The organism is Ornithinibacillus sp. 4-3, from assembly GCF_040958695.1.
Lineage (GTDB): Bacteria > Bacillota > Bacilli > Bacillales > Amphibacillaceae > CALAMD01.
Window position 1 is genome coordinate 51,260 of the sequence record NZ_CP162599.1, and the last position, 20,106, is coordinate 71,365.

A 20,106-nucleotide genomic window follows, 5' to 3' on the forward strand; every position below is an offset into this window, starting at 1 on the left:
GAGATTAGCGATATAAAATTCAATATGAACTTTTATTGTGGTTAGTCTCTTTTTCATTATATCTCTAAGTATTATTTTTTTATCTTTAATATTTCTTCGTTAATAATTTCTTTTATTTCATTATTTCCAATTGCTCCAAAATGGAATGTATTCGAATCGCGCCAATAAAGTTCTCTAAATGAAATTCCATTATTGAGTTCAATTTCTAAAAAGACACGATTACCTTCTAACTTTCCTTTATTGACCAATGATTGTACATGTTCCAACTCCAAATTATAAAATGCAGATAGGAATTCATCTTTAGAAGCTTGTGAAAAGGTGTGTATTCTCTCTCCATCCTCAAGGCTATTCATATAAATATTTTTCACTAATTTATCAAGCGGATAAAGTTCTCCTGCTGTTTCTGCTTTCCAATTTGTATCAACTACATAAGCAAGATTATCTGCAGCAACAACTAAAGAAGTTGGATATCCCTTTATTTCATAAATGTTTGTTCCTTCTTCTAAATAGGCTGCATCTCCATTTCGTAACCTATGATTACTACATGCCTTGTCAGCCATTTTGTATGTTACTTTGCCAAGTACTTTTCCAGTTTCAATTGTTACAGGATTTTCCGACTCTAAGTAATGGTGTTCATATTGTATGGAATCAATCATTAACATATCCACCCATTCTATTATTGTATTAGGAGGGCATCCTTTGGAGGAGATAATATTATTACAAGAAGATAAAAGTAAAGCGAATATGGAAACGAATATTGTACTTCCTAGGGCTCTCATCATCACACCTCCCTCTTGTTACTTTTTAAAACTAGATCTTTTATTTGATTAGACTTTTATTTTAAGTAAAAGTTACATTTACCGATTTTCATTGGCCTAATCATTTGTTTTTGCAGCAATGATGCGAAGTTAAATTTATTTATTGTTTGCTCACCAATAAGCACTTTACAACATAGGCTATAAGCATAAGAATAGCTGAGAAAGTGTGGTGAACACATGAAGTTTACGGTAGGAGATTTTGTAACACGGAAATCATATAAGCATGATGTTTTATTTAAAATTAACTCCATCACCAATGATAATGCCATTCTTCACGGGGTGGAAATGCGTTTAGTGGCAGACGCTCCACTTGAAGATTTAGAAAAAGTGGAAGAGCGTGATTTGAAGAAAAAAGAGCGTCTTGGCAAGGAACGCGAGGAATTTTCCTATCGATTATTCCGACAAGATTATCAATTTATGAAGGATAAGCGGACACTTCAGTCAGATGCAGCTTATCCTTCTTTGCCGCTTTTTCGCTTACCAATTAAGGTGCTACATGTAGATGGAGACGTAACTTATTTAAAAAAGTGTATTGATTTATATAAACGCATTGGTATTCAAGCGCATGGTATTCATATGAATGAAAAGGAAATGCCTGTACAAATTCGCTCACTTATTCGTAAAATTCAACCAGAAATTTTAGTTGTTACAGGTCATGACTCTTTCTCGTCTAAAAAAGGAACCAAGAAAGATTTAGGTGCTTATCGAAATTCTTCATATTTTATTGAAACGGTAAGAGAGGCGCGACGAGAAATACCAAATGTAGATCAATTGATTATTTTTGCTGGTGCATGTCAATCTCATTTTGAGTCTTTAATTCGTGCAGGAGCAAATTTTGCTAGTTCTCCTGCACGAATTAATATTCATGCTTTAGATCCTGTATACATTGTTGCTAAAATCGCTTATACGCCTTTTATGGAAAAAGTAAATGTTTGGGAAACCTTGAAAAATACATTTACAGGCGAGCGAGGAATGGGTGGAATTGAAACGCGTGGTGTCCATCGCACAGGTATGCCTTATTTTTGGGATGAGGCATAATAGATGTATTGACGCATTTTTCCATATTTTTTCTTAAATATAAAAAATACTATTGACATAGGAAAAGATGTGTTGATATAATAATATGTTTATTTTGACGTTTACACCAAATTATGCTATAATGATTTATAGTGAGGTGGAAAATACATTGAAAACATTAATCGAAATTAAGCAGGGTCTTGAAGGTCAGGTTGGTAAACGTTTAAAGCTAAAGGCAAATGGTGGTAGAAGAAGAACAATAGTTCGAACGGGTGTTTTGTCAGAAACATATCCCTCCGTATTTGTTGTGGAATTAGACCAGGACGAAAATGCATTCGAGCGTGTTTCATATAGTTATGCAGATGTACTTACAGAGTCTGTGCAGATCAGTTTTGTAGATGATATATCACAGGCAGCAGTATCAGAATAAGAACTTTGTTAACCTCGATAAAATAAACAAATTGATTCGATTTTTAGTATTTTTTTCTAGTTAAAATTTACGTGTATTTTTAGCTTTTTAGGAAAATATATAAGTGTCGTAAGAAAACTTAACAGAAGGGAGATGTTCTTTCATGGCTAGGCGTCGCGGAGTTATGTCAAACCAACTGAAAGAAGAAATTGCCAAGGAGTTAGGTTTCTATGACACAGTGCAGAAAGAAGGCTGGGGAGGCATTCGAGCACGAGATGCTGGAAACATGGTCAAGCGTGCGATCGAAATCGCCGAAGAAAGTTTGCAGCAGAAAGACAGGCGCTAATGCCTGTCTTTTTTTTATGGGGAAAATTTGTAGTAGGCAAAACATGGAACATTCGCGCATGAGGTTTCTAATTTTGATATAATTAGTTAAGATTTATCTTTACTCAGCGGAATATTCGCGCCACGATAGGCGTCGGAATGACTAGACAAAGATAAAGCCTCGGCGGATGTCATAGATAGGATAACTTGCATAAAGTAGGTGTTTATAAAAAATCCATCTGTTAAATGCGAAAAACTCTGGACGTAATGATGCCGAAGTGTAATTGATAAAGTAGGTGATCGTATGTTTCTCTATGAAAAAGCACCAGCAAAAATCAATTTATCTTTAGATATCTTAGGAAAACGTCAAGATGGTTTTCATGATGTGGAAATGATTATGACTACAATTGATTTATCTGATCGTGTTGAGCTGCACTTACTTGAGAAAGATACGATTAAGGTGTCTTTAGAGAGTAGATTTGTTCCAAATGATGAACGTAATTTGGCTTATCAAGCAGCGAATTTATTGAAGAAAGAATACCAAGTCTCGCAAGGTGTATTCATTAAAATTGATAAAAGTATTCCTGTGTCTGCTGGCCTTGCTGGAGGAAGTAGTGATGCAGCAGCAGTATTACGAGGATTAAATAAATTATGGAATTTAAATATTTCAACAGAAAAATTAATGCAGCTTGGATTATGTATAGGATCAGACGTCCCTTTTTGTGTTTATAATGGGACAGCCTTAGTAACGGGACGTGGAGAACAGGTTATTCCTTTACCAGCTCCACCATCCTGTTGGGTTATTCTTGCGAAACCAAATATAGGTGTATCATCTAAAACTATTTTTCATCAAATTAATGTGGAAGAATTATGGCATCCAAACACACAAAGGATGGTAGATGCGTTATCTGCTGGAGATTTTGCGGAGATGTGTGAGGCAATGGGAAATGCATTAGAATCTATCACTTTTTATAATTACCCAGAAGTAGCACGCATAAAAGAAAAGATGAAAAAATCCGGTGCATATAATGTCTTAATGAGTGGAAGTGGGCCGACAATATATGGATTGGTGGAGCATGAAGGACAAGCACAGCGAGTGTATAATAGCATGAGAGGTTTTTGTGATGAAGTATATATGGTAAGAATAATTGGCTAAGACTTGCTTGAATCCGTACGAAAATGGTATATTTTTATAAAATATTCGGTTTTTGAGGTGTAGAAATGAAAAGAAGTCATCGATTGGTTGCATTAACAAATTTCTTTTTAGAAAATCCAAGTGAACATGTACAACTTCCATTTTTTGTGGAAACATATAAAGCAGCAAAATCCTCGATCAGTGAGGACTTAGATATTATTGATGAAATGTTTCGTCATGAGGGAGTAGGTTATTTACAAAGAACTCCTGGTGCAGCTGGGGGTGTACGTTTTATTCCATCTGCCTCAAGGGATAGAAATAAAGCATTTATTGAAAAATTATGTAATCAACTAGCAGATCCTACCAGGATTTTACCTGGAGGATATCTTTATATGAGTGATATTTTAGGGAATCCTCAGCTTGTGCGTGAGATTGGCCGTATTTTTGCCACAGCCTTTGCAGACACAAAAATTGATGTCATTATGACAGTGGCAACTAAAGGAATTCCATTAGCACATGCAGTTGCAACATTTTTGCAAGTTCCAGTAGTGATTGTAAGACGTGATCCAATAGTGACAGAAGGTTCCTCCGTTAGTATTAATTATGTTTCTGGTTCACCTCAGAAGATTCAAACGATGGTTTTACCAAAGCGAAGTTTAGCAGAAGGCGCCAATGTTTGTATTATTGATGACTTCATGAAAGCTGGAGGTACAATTGATGGCATGAAGAGTTTATTAGATGAGTTCCATGCGAATGTAGCAGCAATTGGTGTGTTAGCTGAAGCTGACGATGAAGAAGATGAACGAATTATTCAAGATTATGTTTCTTTAGTGAAAATATCCAAATTAAATATGAAAAAGAATTTAATTGAAGTGACTTCTGGGAACTTTTTACAAGATTAGAAAAATGATCTGCGGGAATTTTCCTAAGAAAAACTAGGTAATAGCCATCTTTTTAGGCCGGTTTACCTAGTTTTTTTATTGAAAGGAATGAATTTATTCCGCTTTTTTAATTATTTTAACTTTTTTTAATATTTGAGAAGGAATTAGAGACTTTATGTAGAATACTGGCTATATGGGGATTTGTAATAGAAAAAGGTGGTGAGACATCATGGAGGTAACTGACGTAAGATTGCGCCGTGTTAATTCAGAAGGAAGAATGCGTGCGATTGCATCGATTACATTTGATCATGAATTTGTAGTCCATGATATTCGAGTGATCGATGGAAATAACGGTTTGTTTGTAGCGATGCCATCAAAGCGTACTCCAGACGGTGAGTTTAGAGACATTGCACATCCTATTAATTCAAGTACACGTGCAAAAATTCAAGATGCAGTATTAGAAGCGTATCATCAAGAAGGAGAAGAAGAAGTAGAGTATGAAGAAGCAGGTGCTTCCTAAGCATTTCTGATTTTCCAAAAGAAGGTTATGAAGTATCCTTCTCGCAAGAGGTTGAGACAAAGGAAAAAACTTAGTTTATAAATCAAACAGTATACAAATAAAGCATAGGAAATATGTGTAGATCCTTTATGGGAAAACAAAACATATCTTCAAAGCGAATATCTGTACAATACATGTTTGGAATGAACTAAGAAATTAATTCTTTTGTTTTAACCTCTTTTTGCCATTTATAAGAAAACAGAATTTATAATTACTATGAAAACATGTAACAGAAATGTTACAAATAGAATAAAAAATAGTTTTTAAGAATAAGAGCTTTGGTTTAATCCACTTCCTGTTGTAAAATATACTTATAGAGGTTGTTCAAAAAGCCCAATAAACATGACACATCGAATAGAGGAACTTCGACTAAGTTCCGACATGTCCTGTGTCGAACGTCAAAGTCATCACATCCTGTGAAAGTCGTTGGCTTGCTTTTCTGTTACTCAAAGCTGTGCCGCCTCGAACTTTCGACGTACACGATGTACTAGTATCGGTGTTGCAACAGGACGTTGCGAACTTTACCGATGACGACTTTTTTATCGGATTTTTTGAACATATACTTATAGAGGTTGTTATTACTTCTATACAAGAAGCGTAATAACTATTTATCAAATTGATTTTCTAGTAAATATCATAGATTTTCAATTGAAGTTATTTCCATCTTGCTTCGCTTGAAAAGTAAAATCAATTAAGATATATTCATAAAGGAAATAGGAATGGAGGTTACTTCATGACAAAACGTTTCGCAGTTATATTGGCAGCAGGCCAAGGAACGAGAATGAAGTCAAAACTGTACAAAGTTCTTCATCCAGTAGTAGGAAAGCCAATGGTTCAACATGTTATGGATCAACTATCTGTTGTCCAATTAGAAGAAACAGTAACGGTAGTCGGTTTCGGCGCAGAGAAAGTAATAGAGACAATTGGTGATCAATGTAATTTCGTCATTCAAGAAGAACAATTAGGAACAGGACATGCAGTACTGCAAGTAGAAGAATTATTGAAAAACCGAGAAGGAACTACAATTGTTGTATGTGGAGATACACCATTGATTACTGGTGAAACATACCAGGCACTTTTTGAACACCATGAAAAAACAGGTTCTAAGGCAACTATTTTAACTGCAATAGCGCCAAACCCTACAGGATACGGTAGGGTCATTCGTAATGCTGAAAATGAAGTAGAACGAATTGTTGAGCATAAGGATGCAAGTACTGAAGAACTATCAGTAAAAGAAATTAACACAGGCACTTATTGTTTTGATAATCAAGCTTTATTTCAAGCTTTACAGCATGTTTCGAATGATAATGCACAAGGTGAATACTATTTGCCTGATGTAATTGAAATTTTAAAGGATGCATCAGAATCTGTATCCGCATATTTAACACCAGATTTCGAAGAGACATTAGGTGTAAATGATCGAGTTGCATTAGCGCAAGCAGAAAAAACAATGAAGAAGCGCATTAATGAATCTCATATGCGTAATGGCGTAACGATTATTGATCCAGATAATACATACATTGGTTTAGATGTAATCATTGAATCGGATGTTGTAATACACCCTGGAACTGTACTTCATGGAAAAACAACGATTCATGCAGATGCAGAGATAGGTCCATATGCTGAAATTACAAATAGTACAATTGGTGAAGGGTCTGTGATTAAGCAAAGTGTGATTACAGATAGTCAGATTGGAGAGCAAGCAGAGATAGGTCCATATGCTCGTATTCGTCCTGAATCTATACTCGGCAATAATGTGAAGATAGGACATTTTGTAGAAGTAAAAAAATCAACTATTGGAAATGATAGTAAGGTACCACATTTAAGTTACATAGGCGATGCAAAAATTGGTACAGGAGTTAATATTGGCTGTGGAGCAATTACAGTAAATTATGATGGTATGAATAAGTTTGAAACAAAAATAGAAGATAATGTATTTGTTGGCTGCAACTCAAATTTAATTGCACCCGTAACTATTGGAAAAGATTCGTATATAGCTGCAGGTTCAACAATTAATCAAGATGTACCAGAAGAATCTTTATCTATTGCTCGTGCAAGACAATTGAATAAAGAAGGCTACGCATCAAAAATAAAGAAAAGAAAATAAATCTATTGGAGGTCTTTTACTCATGACATCTGTTTGTAAAGATGACAAATTAAAAGTAATTACATTAAATTCTAACCGTAAGTTAGCTGAAGAAATCGCTGCTCACATCGGTGCACCATTAAGTAAGTCTATCGTCACGGCATTTAGTGATGGAGAAATTCGAATTAATTTAGAAGAAAGTGTTCGTGGATATGATGTATATGTTGTACAATCCACTAGTGATCCAGTGAATCAGCATACAATGGAACTCCTAATTATGATTGATGCGTTAAAGCGAGCTTCTGCAAGATCAATTAATATAGTAATGCCATATTATGGTTATGCTAGACAAGATCGAAAAGCGCGAGCGCGTGAGCCAATTACAGCGAAACTAATTGCAAACTTATTAGAAACAGCTGGAGCAACTCGTGTTATTGCACTTGATTTACATGCACCACAAATTCAAGGATTCTTCGATATGCCAATTGACCATTTACAAGGTGTGCCAATTATAGCAGACTATTTAAAAACAAAAGAACTAGAAGATGTTGTTGTAGTTTCTCCTGATCATGGTGGAGTAACGCGTGCACGTCGTTTAGCAGAGCGATTAAAAGCACCAATTGGAATTATTGATAAAAGAAGACCACGTCCAAATGTAGCAGAAATAATGAATATTATTGGTAATATTGAAGGTAAAACAGCAATTTTAATTGATGATATTATTGATACAGCTGGAACAATTACATTAGCTGCTAATGCATTGATAGAGAATGGTGCTACAGCGGTATATGCATGCTGCACACATCCTGTATTATCAGGACCAGCTATAGAGCGTATTGCTGATTCGGCAATCAAAGAATTAATTGTTACTAATACAATTCCATTACCAGAAGAAAAGAATATTGATAAAGTGACACAGCTCTCTGTTGCACCATTAATTGGTGAAGCAATTATGCGTGTTCACAATAAAGAGTCAGTTAGTAGTTTATTCGATTAAGAAAAAGGGTATAGTACTTTATTATAATCGAAGAATGGTGCGATAAAGTGGAATCTTCCATTTTATTATCCATCGTCAAATGAGAGTAATACATGGCAATGGTAGAACTGTTCTCAGAAATGAGTTGGAGGTATTTATGATGTCATTAAAACTGAAAGCGTCATTGAGAGAAGATCTAAGAAGTTCAGCAACAAAGGAATTAAGAAATAGTGGACTAGTACCAGCAGTAGTATATGGAAAAGGTGAAGAAGCGAAGGCTGTATCTGTCGATAGTATTGAGCTAGTGAAATTGATTCGCGATCAAGGTAGAAACGCAATTTTTTCATTAGATATCGAGGGAGGTAAACCTTTACAGGTAATGTTGCATGATTATCAAGCTCATGCTTTGCGTGATCATTTAGTACACGTTGACTTTTTCAAGGTGAATCTGACTGAAGAGATGGATGTTCAAGTGCCAGTACAATTAGATGGAGAGCCAGAAGGAGCTAGAGAAGGCGGAATTCTGCAGCAATCATTATACGAATTACAAGTACGTGCTATGCCAAATGATATTCCAGAGGAAATTAGCATAGATATTTCTGCACTAAATATTGGTGATAGTATCAGCGTCGAAGATTTACCAAAAGCAGATCTTTACACAGTGTTAGATGAACCTGATGCAACCATAGCAAGCGTTCTTCCACCAGCATTAGAAGAAGAGGAAGAAGAAGCTCCAGAAGCAGGGACTGCGGAACCAGAGCTTGTAGATGCAGAATCTGAAGAAAATGAAGAAGGATAATCCTTTTCAAAAGTGAATCCTTACTATATACAGAAACCCTCCTTACAAGATGCTTTATCTTAAAGGAGGGGTTATTGTATTGTTTACAGAAAAATTTTCGATGTGCTAGTATTGGTGTTGCAATAGGATGTTGCGAACTTAACCGATGATAGTCCTTTTATCGAACTTTTTGAACATATACTTAAATATAAATAATAGAGGAAGAATACTATGAAATGTATTATTGGTCTAGGCAATCCAGGTAAAAAATATGAAAATACTCGTCATAATATTGGGTTTATGGTGATGGATGCATTAGCAAAGCGTCATCAATGGGACTTCAATCAATCTAAATTTAATGGAGTTTATGCATTAGAACACTTCAATCAAGAAAAGGTTGTTTTATTAAAGCCACAAACATATATGAATCTATCGGGAGAATCTGTACGACCATTAATCGATTTTTATCAGATTGACGTAGAAGATATCCTTGTTATTTATGATGATCTTGATTTACCATTAGGGAAAATTCGCTTGCGTCAAAAGGGTGGTCATGGTGGACATAATGGAATTCGTTCTCTGATTGATCATTTAGGGACAAAGGATTTTAAACGAATTCGTATTGGTGTAGGCAGACCAACTAGCTCTATCCCTGTTGTAAAGTATGTATTAAATCCATTTGCTAAAGAAGAACAAGAAGATGTAGAGATTAGTATTCAACAATCGGCAGATGCGTGTGAAGCATGGTTAGAAAGAAGCTTTGTTGATGTTATGAATGATTTTAATAAATAAAGGTCTCTCACTAATATTCATGTTCTTTATATACATATGCGCATATAATAGATAAAGCAGATGATAAAGTATAAAAGAATTTTTTTAGGTTAAACTGAAGGATACTTCGCATGCTTTAGCTTAAGGAGGATTCTATAAAATGCTTATCTATCAATGTGTTCATTGTCAGCATGTTCTTGCTGAAATAAATCAATTATATTGTGATATGAGTGATTTGGGGATCAAACAGCTATCTGAATCAGAGAGAAAAACAATGGTAAAACAGCGTGATAATGGTGATATTATTGTTCAGACGATTTGTGAGAGTTGTGAAGAGACATTGTCAAAAAATCCAGAGTATCATGGATTAGATTATTTTATACATTAACAATTAAATAGCCTAAATGATTTACTATGCCAATTCTAAAGGTAGAATGCTTAGAGTAGGCAAGCTTTGGTTTGAACAACCAAGGCGTTTTTTGGCGTATAAGGAATTATCTTTATTTAGTAGAATACTCCCATCCCTCTAGGTGATGAGATGACTATTTTCCCTGTTTGTTTTAAACTCATGGAATACTGAAAATAGAAAGAAGCCTGAAGTTGGTATACAAAAGATGAATTTGAAGAGACTGAGACAAAAGGAAAAACTAAGTTTGAAATCGAACAATATTCAAATGAAGCGTAGGAAATATGCGTAGACCTCGTTGGCTAAAGTCGGTCACGTCCTGTGACCAACGCTGACACTAGGACATCGTGTCCGTCGTGGGAGGAAGGCCTAGGTGAGACCCCGCAGTGCGTAGCACGAGGCAGACAAGTACGCCACGTCACGAGAGCAACGTCTGCATTAGGACGTCCTGTCCGTCGAGGCTCTCCAGCTACCCATGGAAAGCGAAGTATATTTACGAAGCGGTTATTTGCACAATTTATGTTTGGAATTAGCCAAGTAATAAATCCTTTTGTTCCAATCTCATAGCTGTAATAATGACAAAGAAAATGTGTTCGATACGTACACATGGGGGTTTTTTTAGATGAAGGGTATTCATAATTTTTTGAAATCACAGGAAGATGTGCAATCTATAATTAGTGGCTTTACAAATGGGATGCAGGAACAGCTTGCATCAGGGTTATCAGGATCTGCAAGAAGTCTGCTTATTTCTGTTATCAATGAATCAATCCGCAGGCCAATATTGCTTGTTACGCATCAGCTTATTCAGGCGCAACAGTTATATGATGATCTAACAGAATTTTCGACGGATGTATATTTATATCCAGTAAATGAGTTAATTTCATCAGAAATGGCTGCACAGAGTCCAGAATTAAGAGGTCAACGAATTGATGCGTTAACAGAATGGTCAAATAGAGAAAAAGGTATTTTAATCGCTCCAGTAGCGGCATTACGGCGTATCCTACCGCCAAGGCATTATTGGAATAAATATCAATTGCCATTTACAGTCGGTGAAGAAATAAATATTAAACAGTATTTAACTGCACTTGTTGATATGGGCTATGAGCGTGCAACAATGGTTACATCTCCTGGAGAGTTTAGTCAACGTGGTGGAATCATAGATATATACCCAGTAACAGAGGAGCATCCTATTCGAGTGGAGTTGTTTGATGAAGAAGTAGATTCCATTCGTTATTTTGATGCGAATACACAGAGATCATTAGATCAAAAAGAGCAGATTTCTATTGGACCAGCAAAGGAGTTATTATTAACCTCTGAGGATATGATGGCTGGAGCCAATCGTATAGATACAGCATTAGCAGAAGCACTGAGTAAGATGAAAGATGATGAAGCAAAAGAACAATTATTACAATCGAGTCAATATGATCTAGATCGTCTAAAGCGTTTAGAGCATTTTCAAGAAATGAACAAATATATCGGTTATTTTTATGAACAACCTGCTAGTTTATTAGATTACTTACCAAAAGACGGATTAATTATTTTTGACGAGATGAGTAGGATTCAAGAAACAGCATTGCATTTGGATAAGGAAGAAGGCGAATGGTATAGCGACTTGCTTCTTGCTAACCAGGTGATTCGTGATAGTAAGTTTTCATTTGACTGGCATACTGTCTGGGGAAATATGGAACATGCACGTCTTTACCTATCTGTCTTCTTAAGGCATATTCCAAATACACAGCCTCAAAATATCGTTAATTTTTCTACACGTGATATGCAGGAATTTCATGGACAAATGAACTTGTTTCAAAATGAATTACAGCGCTGGGAGAAAAGTGGTTTTTCTGTCATTCTTCTAGCTCCTAATGCGGAACGTGCGGAGAAAATCCAATCTATTTTGGCAGATTACCATATGGGGGCTAACGTTACTACAGAGCTTCAATTACCTGTGCAGCAACCAACAATTGTTGTTGGTAATTTACAAAATGGTACAGAGTGGCCAATGCATAAACTGGCTATTTTGACAGAAAAGGAATTATTTAAGAAAAGCGCAGCTCGGGCTCGCAAGGGAAGGCAAAAGCTATCTAATGCGGAACGGATTAAAAATTACCAAGAGTTAAAAGTTGGTGATTATGTTGTGCATGCAAGTCATGGAATTGGAAAATACCTCGGCATTGAGACAGTCTCTGTAAATAATTTGCATAAAGATTACATGCTGATCAAATATGCTGGTGATGATAAATTATTTGTACCTATTGATCAAATTGATTTAGTACAAAAATATGTAGGCTCTGAAGGCAAAGAACCTAAGTTATATAAGCTTGGTGGAACAGAGTGGACAAAGGTTAAAAGAAAAGTACAGTCCTCTGTGGAGGATATTGCAGATGATTTAATTAAGCTATATGCAGAGCGGGAAGCAAGAAAAGGATATGCTTTCTCAAAAGATACAGAGTTACAGCAAGAATTCGAAGCGACTTTCCCGTATCAGGAAACAGACGATCAATTACGCTGTATTGAAGAAATTAAGCAAGATATGGAAAGAGAACGTCCTATGGATCGTCTCTTATGTGGAGACGTAGGATATGGGAAAACAGAAGTTGCCATTCGTGCAGCATTTAAAGCAGTAGCAGATGGGAAGCAGGTTGCAGTACTAGTACCGACAACTATACTGGCACAGCAGCATTTTCAAACCTTCCAAGAGCGTTTTCAAGATCAGGCGGTGGAAATTGGCTTGTTAAGCCGTTTCCGAACAAGAAAGCAACAAACGGAAACGATTGAAAGAATAAGAAAAGGTCAGGTAGATATTGTTATTGGTACACATCGCTTATTATCTAAGGATGTTCAATATTATGATCTAGGATTACTTGTTGTCGATGAGGAGCAACGTTTTGGTGTAAAGCATAAGGAAAAGGTAAAACAGATCAAAACAAATGTAGATGTATTAACCTTAACAGCAACACCAATCCCAAGAACGCTACATATGTCTATGCTTGGAGTTCGTGATTTATCTGTAATTGAAACACCACCAGAAAATCGCTTTCCGATTCAAACCTATGTACTTGACTATAATCCTATGTTTATGCGTGAAGTTATTGAACGAGAAATGGCAAGATCAGGGCAAGTATTTTTCCTTTATAATCGTGTTCATGATATTGATAAAATGGCTCGAGAATTACATGCACTTGTTCCAGAGGCTCGAGTGGCAATAGCACATGGACGTATGAGTGAGGTAGAGCTGGAAAATATTATGCTCGGATTCTTAGAAGGTGAATACGATGTTTTAGTAAGCACGACGATTATTGAGACAGGTGTAGATATTCCTAATGTTAACACGTTAATTGTGTACGATGCAGATCATATGGGACTTAGTCAATTATATCAATTACGTGGTCGTGTAGGCCGTTCTAATCGTGTGGCTTACGCATATTTTACGTATAAAAAAGATAAGGTACTTACAGAGGTATCCGAAAAACGTTTACAAGCAATTAAAGAATTTACAGAGCTTGGATCTGGATTTAAGATTGCAATGCGTGATTTGTCCATTCGTGGCGCAGGAAATTTACTAGGATCGCAGCAGCACGGATTTATTGACTCTGTTGGTTATGATATGTATACACAAATGTTAAAAGATGCTATTGAAGCAAAACAAGCAGGTAAGGATATAGAAGAGACAGAACGATTTGAGCCGAAACTTGGCTTAGATGTAGATGCCTATATTCCAGAAACGTATATTAAAGATGAGAAGCAAAAAATTGATATGTATAAGCAATTCCATTCTTTAAGGTCAGAGGAAGATATGCAGGAGTTACAGGATGAATTAATCGATCGTTTTAGTGATTATCCAAAAGAAGTAGAAGCATTATTCTCCGTTTCCATGATGCGTATGTATGCAGTGCGTGAACGCGTAGAATCGATTCAGGAAGATAAACAAAAAATAGAATTATTGCTTGATGAAAAGCGTAGTTCAGCAGTAGACGGATCAAAATTATTTGATTTAGCTACTTCTTTTGGCCGAGCTGTCCAGCTTGGCACAGAACAAAGCAAATTAAAAATTACATTTCGTAAATCAGAATTAAAGAGTGCGAAGTACAAAGCGGTAGAAACGTTCCTAAGTAAACTGCATGCAGTAAATCGTACAGAATAAAATACGTCTTTTATGTATAGTTCTTTCATGATGATTCATACTAATCGATAACTTGGTGATTTTTACAGGAAAAGTAAAAAGAGGAAAGAAATTTCTTTTTTCTTTTAAAATAAGAGAGCATATTTTTGATTGAATCAATTCTCAAGCAGAGGATAGTGCTGTCTAGTTTTGATCTAAGTGCTAAAACGGAAGAGATTTGATGTTTTAAACAGGCACTCCGTACTTTTCCTTGAAATAACCAATGGTTAAATCATCAAAGGAAAGAGAGGATTTATAGAGATGAAAGCAACAGGAATTGTACGTCGTATTGATGATTTAGGTAGGGTTGTAATACCGAAAGAAATAAGACGAACACTACGGATTCGTGAAGGGGACCCATTAGAAATATTTGTTGCCCGCGATGGAGAGGTTATTTTGAAAAAATATTCTCCTATTAGTGAACTCGGTCATTTTGCAACTGATTATGCAGAGGCGCTGTTCACTTCTTTGCAAATTCCAGTTCTCATTTGTGATCGTGATGAAGTGATTGCAGTAGCTGGAGGTTCTAAAAAGGATTATCTAAATAAACAAATTAGTGCATTCATCAGTGAGGTTATTGAAAAAAGAAATGTAACATTAGTTGATGAGCCTGGTGAAATAGCAATTATTGCTGACCATGAGGAAGAATTTAGCTCCTACTGTATCAGCCCAATTATTGCTAATGGTGATCCAATAGGTTGTGTCATGGTTTTATCCAAAGATGGTACACAAATCAGTGAAGTAGAACAGAAGGTAGCTGAATCAGCAGCAAATTTTTTAGCAAAACAAATGGAATAAAACAAAGGATTAAGAAGGATGGGGCTAGGACAAAACTAGTCCCATCCTTTTTTTGAATATATTACTTGAGGTTATTTATCACCTAGCGAGCAATCAATGAACGCATATATTAAAATGGTGAAATAAACCCTAACCTCACGCATGTAGAGGGATGTAACGTAGTAAAAACAGCAGTAGGACTGGAGATTGCCGGATGGATATATTCATTTGACAATCTTTTTTAATTGCTTTTAATCATGAATCCTATTTTATCAATATAAATTTTCGTTTTTATCGCTGAGTTTAATGAGGAACGGGAAAATAGCTATAAATGCTAGGCTAAGGAACCCTAATGTTAGCCATTTTTGTGTATCGAGAGAAATATATTGCTTTGTATGACAATAGGGACATGTTTTCCCTTTATTTGAAAAGCCGACAGCCATTACTTCCTTCCATGACCATTTATAGTTGCACATGCTACATCTTACCATAATGAATTGCCTTCCTTCGTTTGATATGAATGTTGAACATAGTCGTCTTAGTAGCTAGAAACCAAGAATCTCCTTCCACTTATTATTTTTCATTGTAACTAATTCGTATTTTTACTGTCTATTAAAAGGAGAGGACTAGAAGACAATTGCTATAGATAAGAGGGAATTACTAAAAAAGAAATAGCGATATCCATCATGCTCATGTAGTATGATTATTGTATATGTTATGGGGTAGAGGGGTTTATGCGAGTGAAAGATAATCAATTCATAAAGGGTGCGATGCTACTTACATTAGCTGGTTTGCTAAGTAAGATATTGGGGGCAGCCTACCGTATTCCCTTGCAAAATATTACTGGGGATTTGGGTTATTATATTTATCAGCAAATTTATCCATTTATTGGATTTGTAATGATTTTGTCTTTATATGGGTTTCCAACAGCTATATCCAATTTAACAGCAGCAATGCAGAAAAAGGGATTAGGAATTTCTCTTCGCAGTTTTTATATTCCGATTTTTATCATTTTATTAGGAATCAATGGCTTCTTATTTGTGGGATTATATGTCAGTGCAGGTTTTATCGCGAATTTTATTGGGGACCCACAGCTAGTATTTGCTTATCGAATGGTCGCATTTACTTTCTTGCTTATTCCATTCACTGTTTTATTGCGTGGCGTTTTTCAAGGTATACAGGATATGAAGCCAACTGCCTATTCTCAGCTTGGGGATCAATTCATACGAGTTGGAATGATTATTTTTATGGCATATTTCATTGTCACAAAAGGAATGGATATGTATTTAATTGGTGAGGCAGCAGCACTTGCTTCTATATGTGGAGCAATTTTTGCAATTATTATTCTTAGTATTTTTCTGATGCGAAGAAAGCTATGGACATATGAAGCTTATCCTGTTCCATGGAAGCATTATGTTATGACATTGCTCACTTTTGGTATCGTAGCTTCTTTAAATCATTTGGTGCTAATCATACTTCAATTTGCAGATGTATTTTCATTGGTTCCAAACTTGAAAACATATGGCCTCAACACATTAGCGGCGATGGAGGAAAAGGGGATTTTTGATCGTGGCCAACCATTGATTCAGCTTGGCTCTGTTCTTGGTTCATCCCTTGCAATTGCAGTTATACCAGCAATTTCAAAGATAAGCGGTAGACAGAATATCCAGGAATTAAAATCGCATGTAGAAAGCGCCTTAAAGGTATGCTTCTATTTATCTGCAGGAGCTACCATTGGTTTAATCGGGATTTTTCCAGAAGCAAATATTTTATTATTCCAAAATGATAAAGGTACAATCAGCTTACAAGTTTTAGCTGTGGCTATTTTATTTAGTTCTTTGGCGATTACAGGAATGTCCATCCTACAAAGCTTAGGAAAATACTTCATAACGATTGTTTACCTGTTTATTGTATTTATGGTGAAGCTACTTGCTAATCATTTACTTGTTCCAATGTTTGGAATTACAGGGAGTTCTATAGCGACAATATTTGCTTTATTCATACTGTGTTTACTTATTTATGTTGCATTGAAGCGTAATATTCCAGCTTTACAATTAGGAAGGCATATGAAGATCCGCTCGTTTCTGTTTGCTGGGGGATTGATGCTTGGCTATTTATTACTTGTGCGCTATGTGTACTTATTGCTCCCTGCATTTTCGCGATCCGGTCTTTTGTTTTATATCCTATTTGTTGTTGGGACAGGCGCAATGCTATATATTTATATGTTAATAAGGAGAAAAGCTTTTACAGAAGAAGAATTACATACTTTACCGCTGGCTTCGCTTTGGCTGCGAATCTATCGGTATTAAGAGATAGAAAAGGTGATTTTATTGGTAAATAAGATAGAGATAATTGGCTTAGGGGCAGGCGATCTGGACCAGCTTCCTTTAGGTATTTATCGAAAGTTAATACAAGCGGAAAATAAGCTGTTTTTACGAACAGCAGACCATCCAGTTGTTCCTGCATTAGAAGCAGAGGGAGTAACATATACTTCTTTTGATGCGCTATATGAGCAGGAAGAACAATTTGGCGATGTGTACGTGAAAATTGTGGATAAGTTATTGAACCATGCAGAAGAGCAATCAATTATTTACGCAGTACCCGGCCATCCGATGTTAGCAGAACAAACGGTGCAATATTTATTGAATCAGAATAAGGTAGAAGTAAAAGTACTTGGTGGGCAAAGCTATTTAGATGATTTATTCACGGCTTTGAAAATAGATCCCATTGAAGGTTTTCAATTTGTAGATGCAACATCCTTCAAGCGAAACGAACTACAATATCGTCAGCATCTTATTTTCTGCCAGGTATATGATCGTTTTATTGCTTCAGAGGTCAAGTTAGCTCTACTCGAGGATTTGCCTCCTGAGCATTTAGTGACCATTGTAGAGGCAGCAGGAAGTACAGAAGAGAAGATTACCACTGTTCCACTAGCAGAGCTTGATTTCGACTTGCAAATTGGTAATTTAACAAGTGTATACATCCCGCCAGTTGAGGAAGAACAACTAAATCACACTTTTAATCGTCTACGTGAGGTGGTAGCAACATTACGTGGCCCAGAAGGATGTGAATGGGATAAAAAACAAACACATGAATCACTGCGGCCATACTTAATTGAGGAAATATATGAATTAATCGATGCCATTGATACAGAAGATGATGAAGGAATAATTGAAGAATTAGGTGATGTATTGCTGCAGGTGATGCTGCATAGTCAGATTGGAGAAGATGAAGGGTATTTCTCCGTTGATGATGTGATCAGGAGCATTACAGAAAAAATGATTCGACGTCATCCTCATGTGTTTATGCAACAGGAAGTTGATTCTGTAGATGAAATTATGATGAACTGGGAAGCGATTAAACAGAAAGAAAAAGGGGCAGAACGTCCATCTATTCTTTCTGGAGTTGCGGCTAGTTTACCAGCATTGGCAAAAGCATATACTTTGCAGAAAAAGGCAGATAAAGTAGGGTTTGGCTGGGAAAATGCAGATGGAATTTGGGAAAAGCTAGAAGAAGAACTAACGGAATTGAAGGAAGCTATTAAGGAGGATGTTACTACTTCGATGGAGCAGGAGCTTGGAGATGTATTATTTGTCATCGCTAATCTTGCCCGTTTCTATCATATTCAACCAGAGACAGCTTTACATCAAACAAATCGAAAATTTATAACAAGATTTCAATATGTAGAGGAACAAATTCGTAAGGAACAAAAAGATTTTTCCAAAATGGACTTAGCTGAAATGGATGTCTATTGGAATGAAGCAAAACAAAGGGAGGAATTATAATGCGTTTAGATAAATTTTTGAAGAATGCTCGAATTATTAAGCGACGTACTTTAGCAAAGCAAGTCGCTGAGCAAGGGCGTATTAAATTGAACGGCAATGTTGCAAAAGCATCGACTGTTGTTGGAGTTGGAGATGAATTAGAAATTCAATTTGGTCAGAAGATTTTAGGTGTGAAAGTGAATGCTATTCGAGATATTGTGAAAAAAGAAGAAGCAGAAACATTATATACGGTTGTTCGTGAGGAAAGAATCGAACAAGAAAAATAGCTGGTAAGTTCTAAACTTGTCCTTCGTCACATAAACTAGCTGTGAAGAAGGAGGGTGATGGAAATTATACCATATAAAAATGAGCAACCAATACGCACAACAGAACAAGAACATCATTTGAAAATTATTAATCGGAATCAAATAGAAATTACTGGAGTAAAAGAAGTTGATAGCTTTGATAATGAAGAGTTTTTATTAGAAACAACACTAGGATATTTAATTGTCCGTGGACAAAACCTCCAATTGAAAAATTTAGATGTGACAGAAGGGCTTGTGTCTATAAAAGGGAGGATTTATGAGCTTTCTTATGTAGACGAACATCATCAGGAGAAGGCTAAAGGGTTCTTTAGCAAGTTATTCCGATGACACTTCATGTACAGTTACTTACAATGATCACGATGATCTGTGGCGGTTTTTATATTGGTATCGCATATGATACTTTTCAGCGATTTTCAAGCTATTGGAAGCGGATCAGTATCCTTTCCTATACGCTGGAAATCGCTTTTTGGTTGATCCAGACATTTATTTTATTTTTTGTATTAGTACAAGTAAATAATGGGCAATTAAGAATATATGTATTTGCAGCTTGTTTACTTGGTGTTAGTCTATATCACTTTTTTATTGCAAATACGTATCGAAAAATATTAAATTGGGTAGTTCGATTATTCACCACTTTGCTGCGTTGGATCTGGTATATCATCATGAAGCCGTTAGCGTTAATTATCCATATACTACGAACTATCATTATATATTTAGTTAAGTTATTGTATGGGATATTACGATTCTGCTTACGTCTGATTTGGTTTCCCATTTATTGGTTTCTCCGTCTGCTTTATCATTGTTTACCGCAAAAAATACAAAACTATCTGCACACACTAGCAGGCTTTTATTGTATAATAGAGAATAAATGTAGAACATGGCTGATTTGGTTCAGGACATTTTTGCAAAGGAGGAAATAG

20 protein-coding genes are annotated in these 20,106 nt (G+C 35.9%); 19 read left to right on the plus strand and 1 reads right to left on the minus strand.

The window, feature by feature from the left end; all coding sequences use genetic code 11:
* Positions 1–71: 71 nt before the first annotated feature.
* Entirely contained in the window at positions 72–656 is a 585-nt protein-coding gene (locus AB4Y30_RS00250; RefSeq protein WP_368653545.1) for a hypothetical protein, read from the minus strand.
* Positions 657–699: 43 nt separating this feature from the next.
* On the opposite strand from AB4Y30_RS00250, the gene AB4Y30_RS00255 reads away from it, so the two are divergent.
* The 19 genes from AB4Y30_RS00255 to yabQ all read left to right on the plus strand — a co-directional run bounded on the left by AB4Y30_RS00255 (position 700) and on the right by yabQ (position 20,106).
* The gene (locus AB4Y30_RS00255; RefSeq protein ID WP_368653546.1) at positions 700–831 is read left to right on the plus strand and encodes a hypothetical protein; all 132 of its coding nucleotides are present in this window, start codon (positions 700–702) and stop codon (positions 829–831) included.
* Positions 832–995: 164 nt separating this feature from the next.
* The gene (gene yabG, locus AB4Y30_RS00260; protein ID WP_368653547.1) at positions 996–1,856 is read left to right on the plus strand and encodes a sporulation peptidase YabG; all 861 of its coding nucleotides are present in this window, start codon (positions 996–998) and stop codon (positions 1,854–1,856) included.
* A 121-nt stretch (positions 1,857–1,977) separates the two neighbouring features.
* Entirely contained in the window at positions 1,978–2,265 is a 288-nt protein-coding gene (gene veg / locus AB4Y30_RS00265; protein WP_368655136.1) for a biofilm formation stimulator Veg, read from the plus strand.
* A 142-nt stretch (positions 2,266–2,407) separates the two neighbouring features.
* Positions 2,408–2,590 (plus strand): small, acid-soluble spore protein, alpha/beta type, encoded by a 183-nt coding sequence (locus AB4Y30_RS00270; RefSeq protein WP_368653548.1) that lies wholly within the window; start codon positions 2,408–2,410, stop codon positions 2,588–2,590.
* Between the two features lie 282 nt (positions 2,591–2,872).
* Complete coding sequence (gene ispE, locus AB4Y30_RS00275) at positions 2,873–3,724, plus strand: 4-(cytidine 5'-diphospho)-2-C-methyl-D-erythritol kinase (protein WP_368653549.1); 852 nt, start codon at positions 2,873–2,875, stop codon at positions 3,722–3,724.
* Between the two features lie 65 nt (positions 3,725–3,789).
* Positions 3,790–4,605 (plus strand): pur operon repressor, encoded by an 816-nt coding sequence (gene purR, locus AB4Y30_RS00280; protein WP_368653550.1) that lies wholly within the window; start codon positions 3,790–3,792, stop codon positions 4,603–4,605.
* A gap of 208 nt (positions 4,606–4,813) precedes the next feature.
* Complete coding sequence (gene spoVG, locus AB4Y30_RS00285) at positions 4,814–5,104, plus strand: septation regulator SpoVG (protein ID WP_368653551.1); 291 nt, start codon at positions 4,814–4,816, stop codon at positions 5,102–5,104.
* 772 nt (positions 5,105–5,876) lie between these two features.
* Positions 5,877–7,250: a bifunctional UDP-N-acetylglucosamine diphosphorylase/glucosamine-1-phosphate N-acetyltransferase GlmU gene (gene glmU, locus AB4Y30_RS00290; RefSeq protein ID WP_368653552.1), complete on the plus strand. Its 1,374-nt coding sequence runs from the start codon at positions 5,877–5,879 to the stop codon at positions 7,248–7,250.
* Positions 7,251–7,272: 22 nt separating this feature from the next.
* Positions 7,273–8,226, plus strand: coding sequence for a ribose-phosphate diphosphokinase (locus tag AB4Y30_RS00295; RefSeq protein ID WP_368653553.1), 954 nt, complete (start codon positions 7,273–7,275; stop codon positions 8,224–8,226).
* A gap of 139 nt (positions 8,227–8,365) precedes the next feature.
* The gene (locus tag AB4Y30_RS00300) at positions 8,366–9,004 is read left to right on the plus strand and encodes a 50S ribosomal protein L25/general stress protein Ctc (protein WP_368653554.1); all 639 of its coding nucleotides are present in this window, start codon (positions 8,366–8,368) and stop codon (positions 9,002–9,004) included.
* Positions 9,005–9,214: 210 nt separating this feature from the next.
* The gene (pth, locus tag AB4Y30_RS00305; RefSeq protein ID WP_368653555.1) at positions 9,215–9,775 is read left to right on the plus strand and encodes an aminoacyl-tRNA hydrolase; all 561 of its coding nucleotides are present in this window, start codon (positions 9,215–9,217) and stop codon (positions 9,773–9,775) included.
* 139 nt (positions 9,776–9,914) lie between these two features.
* Positions 9,915–10,142: an anti-sigma-F factor Fin gene (locus AB4Y30_RS00310; protein WP_368653556.1), complete on the plus strand. Its 228-nt coding sequence runs from the start codon at positions 9,915–9,917 to the stop codon at positions 10,140–10,142.
* Between the two features lie 640 nt (positions 10,143–10,782).
* Positions 10,783–14,301 (plus strand): transcription-repair coupling factor, encoded by a 3,519-nt coding sequence (mfd, locus tag AB4Y30_RS00315; RefSeq protein WP_368653557.1) that lies wholly within the window; start codon positions 10,783–10,785, stop codon positions 14,299–14,301.
* Positions 14,302–14,580: 279 nt separating this feature from the next.
* Positions 14,581–15,117 (plus strand): stage V sporulation protein T, encoded by a 537-nt coding sequence (spoVT, locus tag AB4Y30_RS00320; RefSeq protein ID WP_368653558.1) that lies wholly within the window; start codon positions 14,581–14,583, stop codon positions 15,115–15,117.
* A 719-nt stretch (positions 15,118–15,836) separates the two neighbouring features.
* A complete protein-coding gene (locus tag AB4Y30_RS00325; RefSeq protein WP_368653559.1) occupies positions 15,837–17,405 on the plus strand; it encodes an oligosaccharide flippase family protein in 1,569 nt (522 codons plus the stop codon).
* A gap of 21 nt (positions 17,406–17,426) precedes the next feature.
* A complete protein-coding gene (gene mazG, locus AB4Y30_RS00330; protein ID WP_368653560.1) occupies positions 17,427–18,881 on the plus strand; it encodes a nucleoside triphosphate pyrophosphohydrolase in 1,455 nt (484 codons plus the stop codon).
* Complete coding sequence (locus tag AB4Y30_RS00335; RefSeq protein ID WP_368653561.1) at positions 18,881–19,147, plus strand: RNA-binding S4 domain-containing protein; 267 nt, start codon at positions 18,881–18,883, stop codon at positions 19,145–19,147. Before mazG ends, AB4Y30_RS00335 begins: the two co-directional genes overlap by 1 nt.
* Positions 19,148–19,204: 57 nt before the next feature.
* Positions 19,205–19,513 carry a sporulation protein YabP gene (gene yabP, locus AB4Y30_RS00340; protein ID WP_368653562.1) on the plus strand — a complete coding sequence of 103 codons (309 nt, stop codon included), beginning with the start codon at positions 19,205–19,207 and terminating at the stop codon, positions 19,511–19,513.
* Positions 19,510–20,106: a spore cortex biosynthesis protein YabQ gene (yabQ, locus tag AB4Y30_RS00345; protein WP_368653563.1), complete on the plus strand. Its 597-nt coding sequence runs from the start codon at positions 19,510–19,512 to the stop codon at positions 20,104–20,106. The genes yabP and yabQ overlap by 4 nt, the downstream gene beginning before the upstream one ends.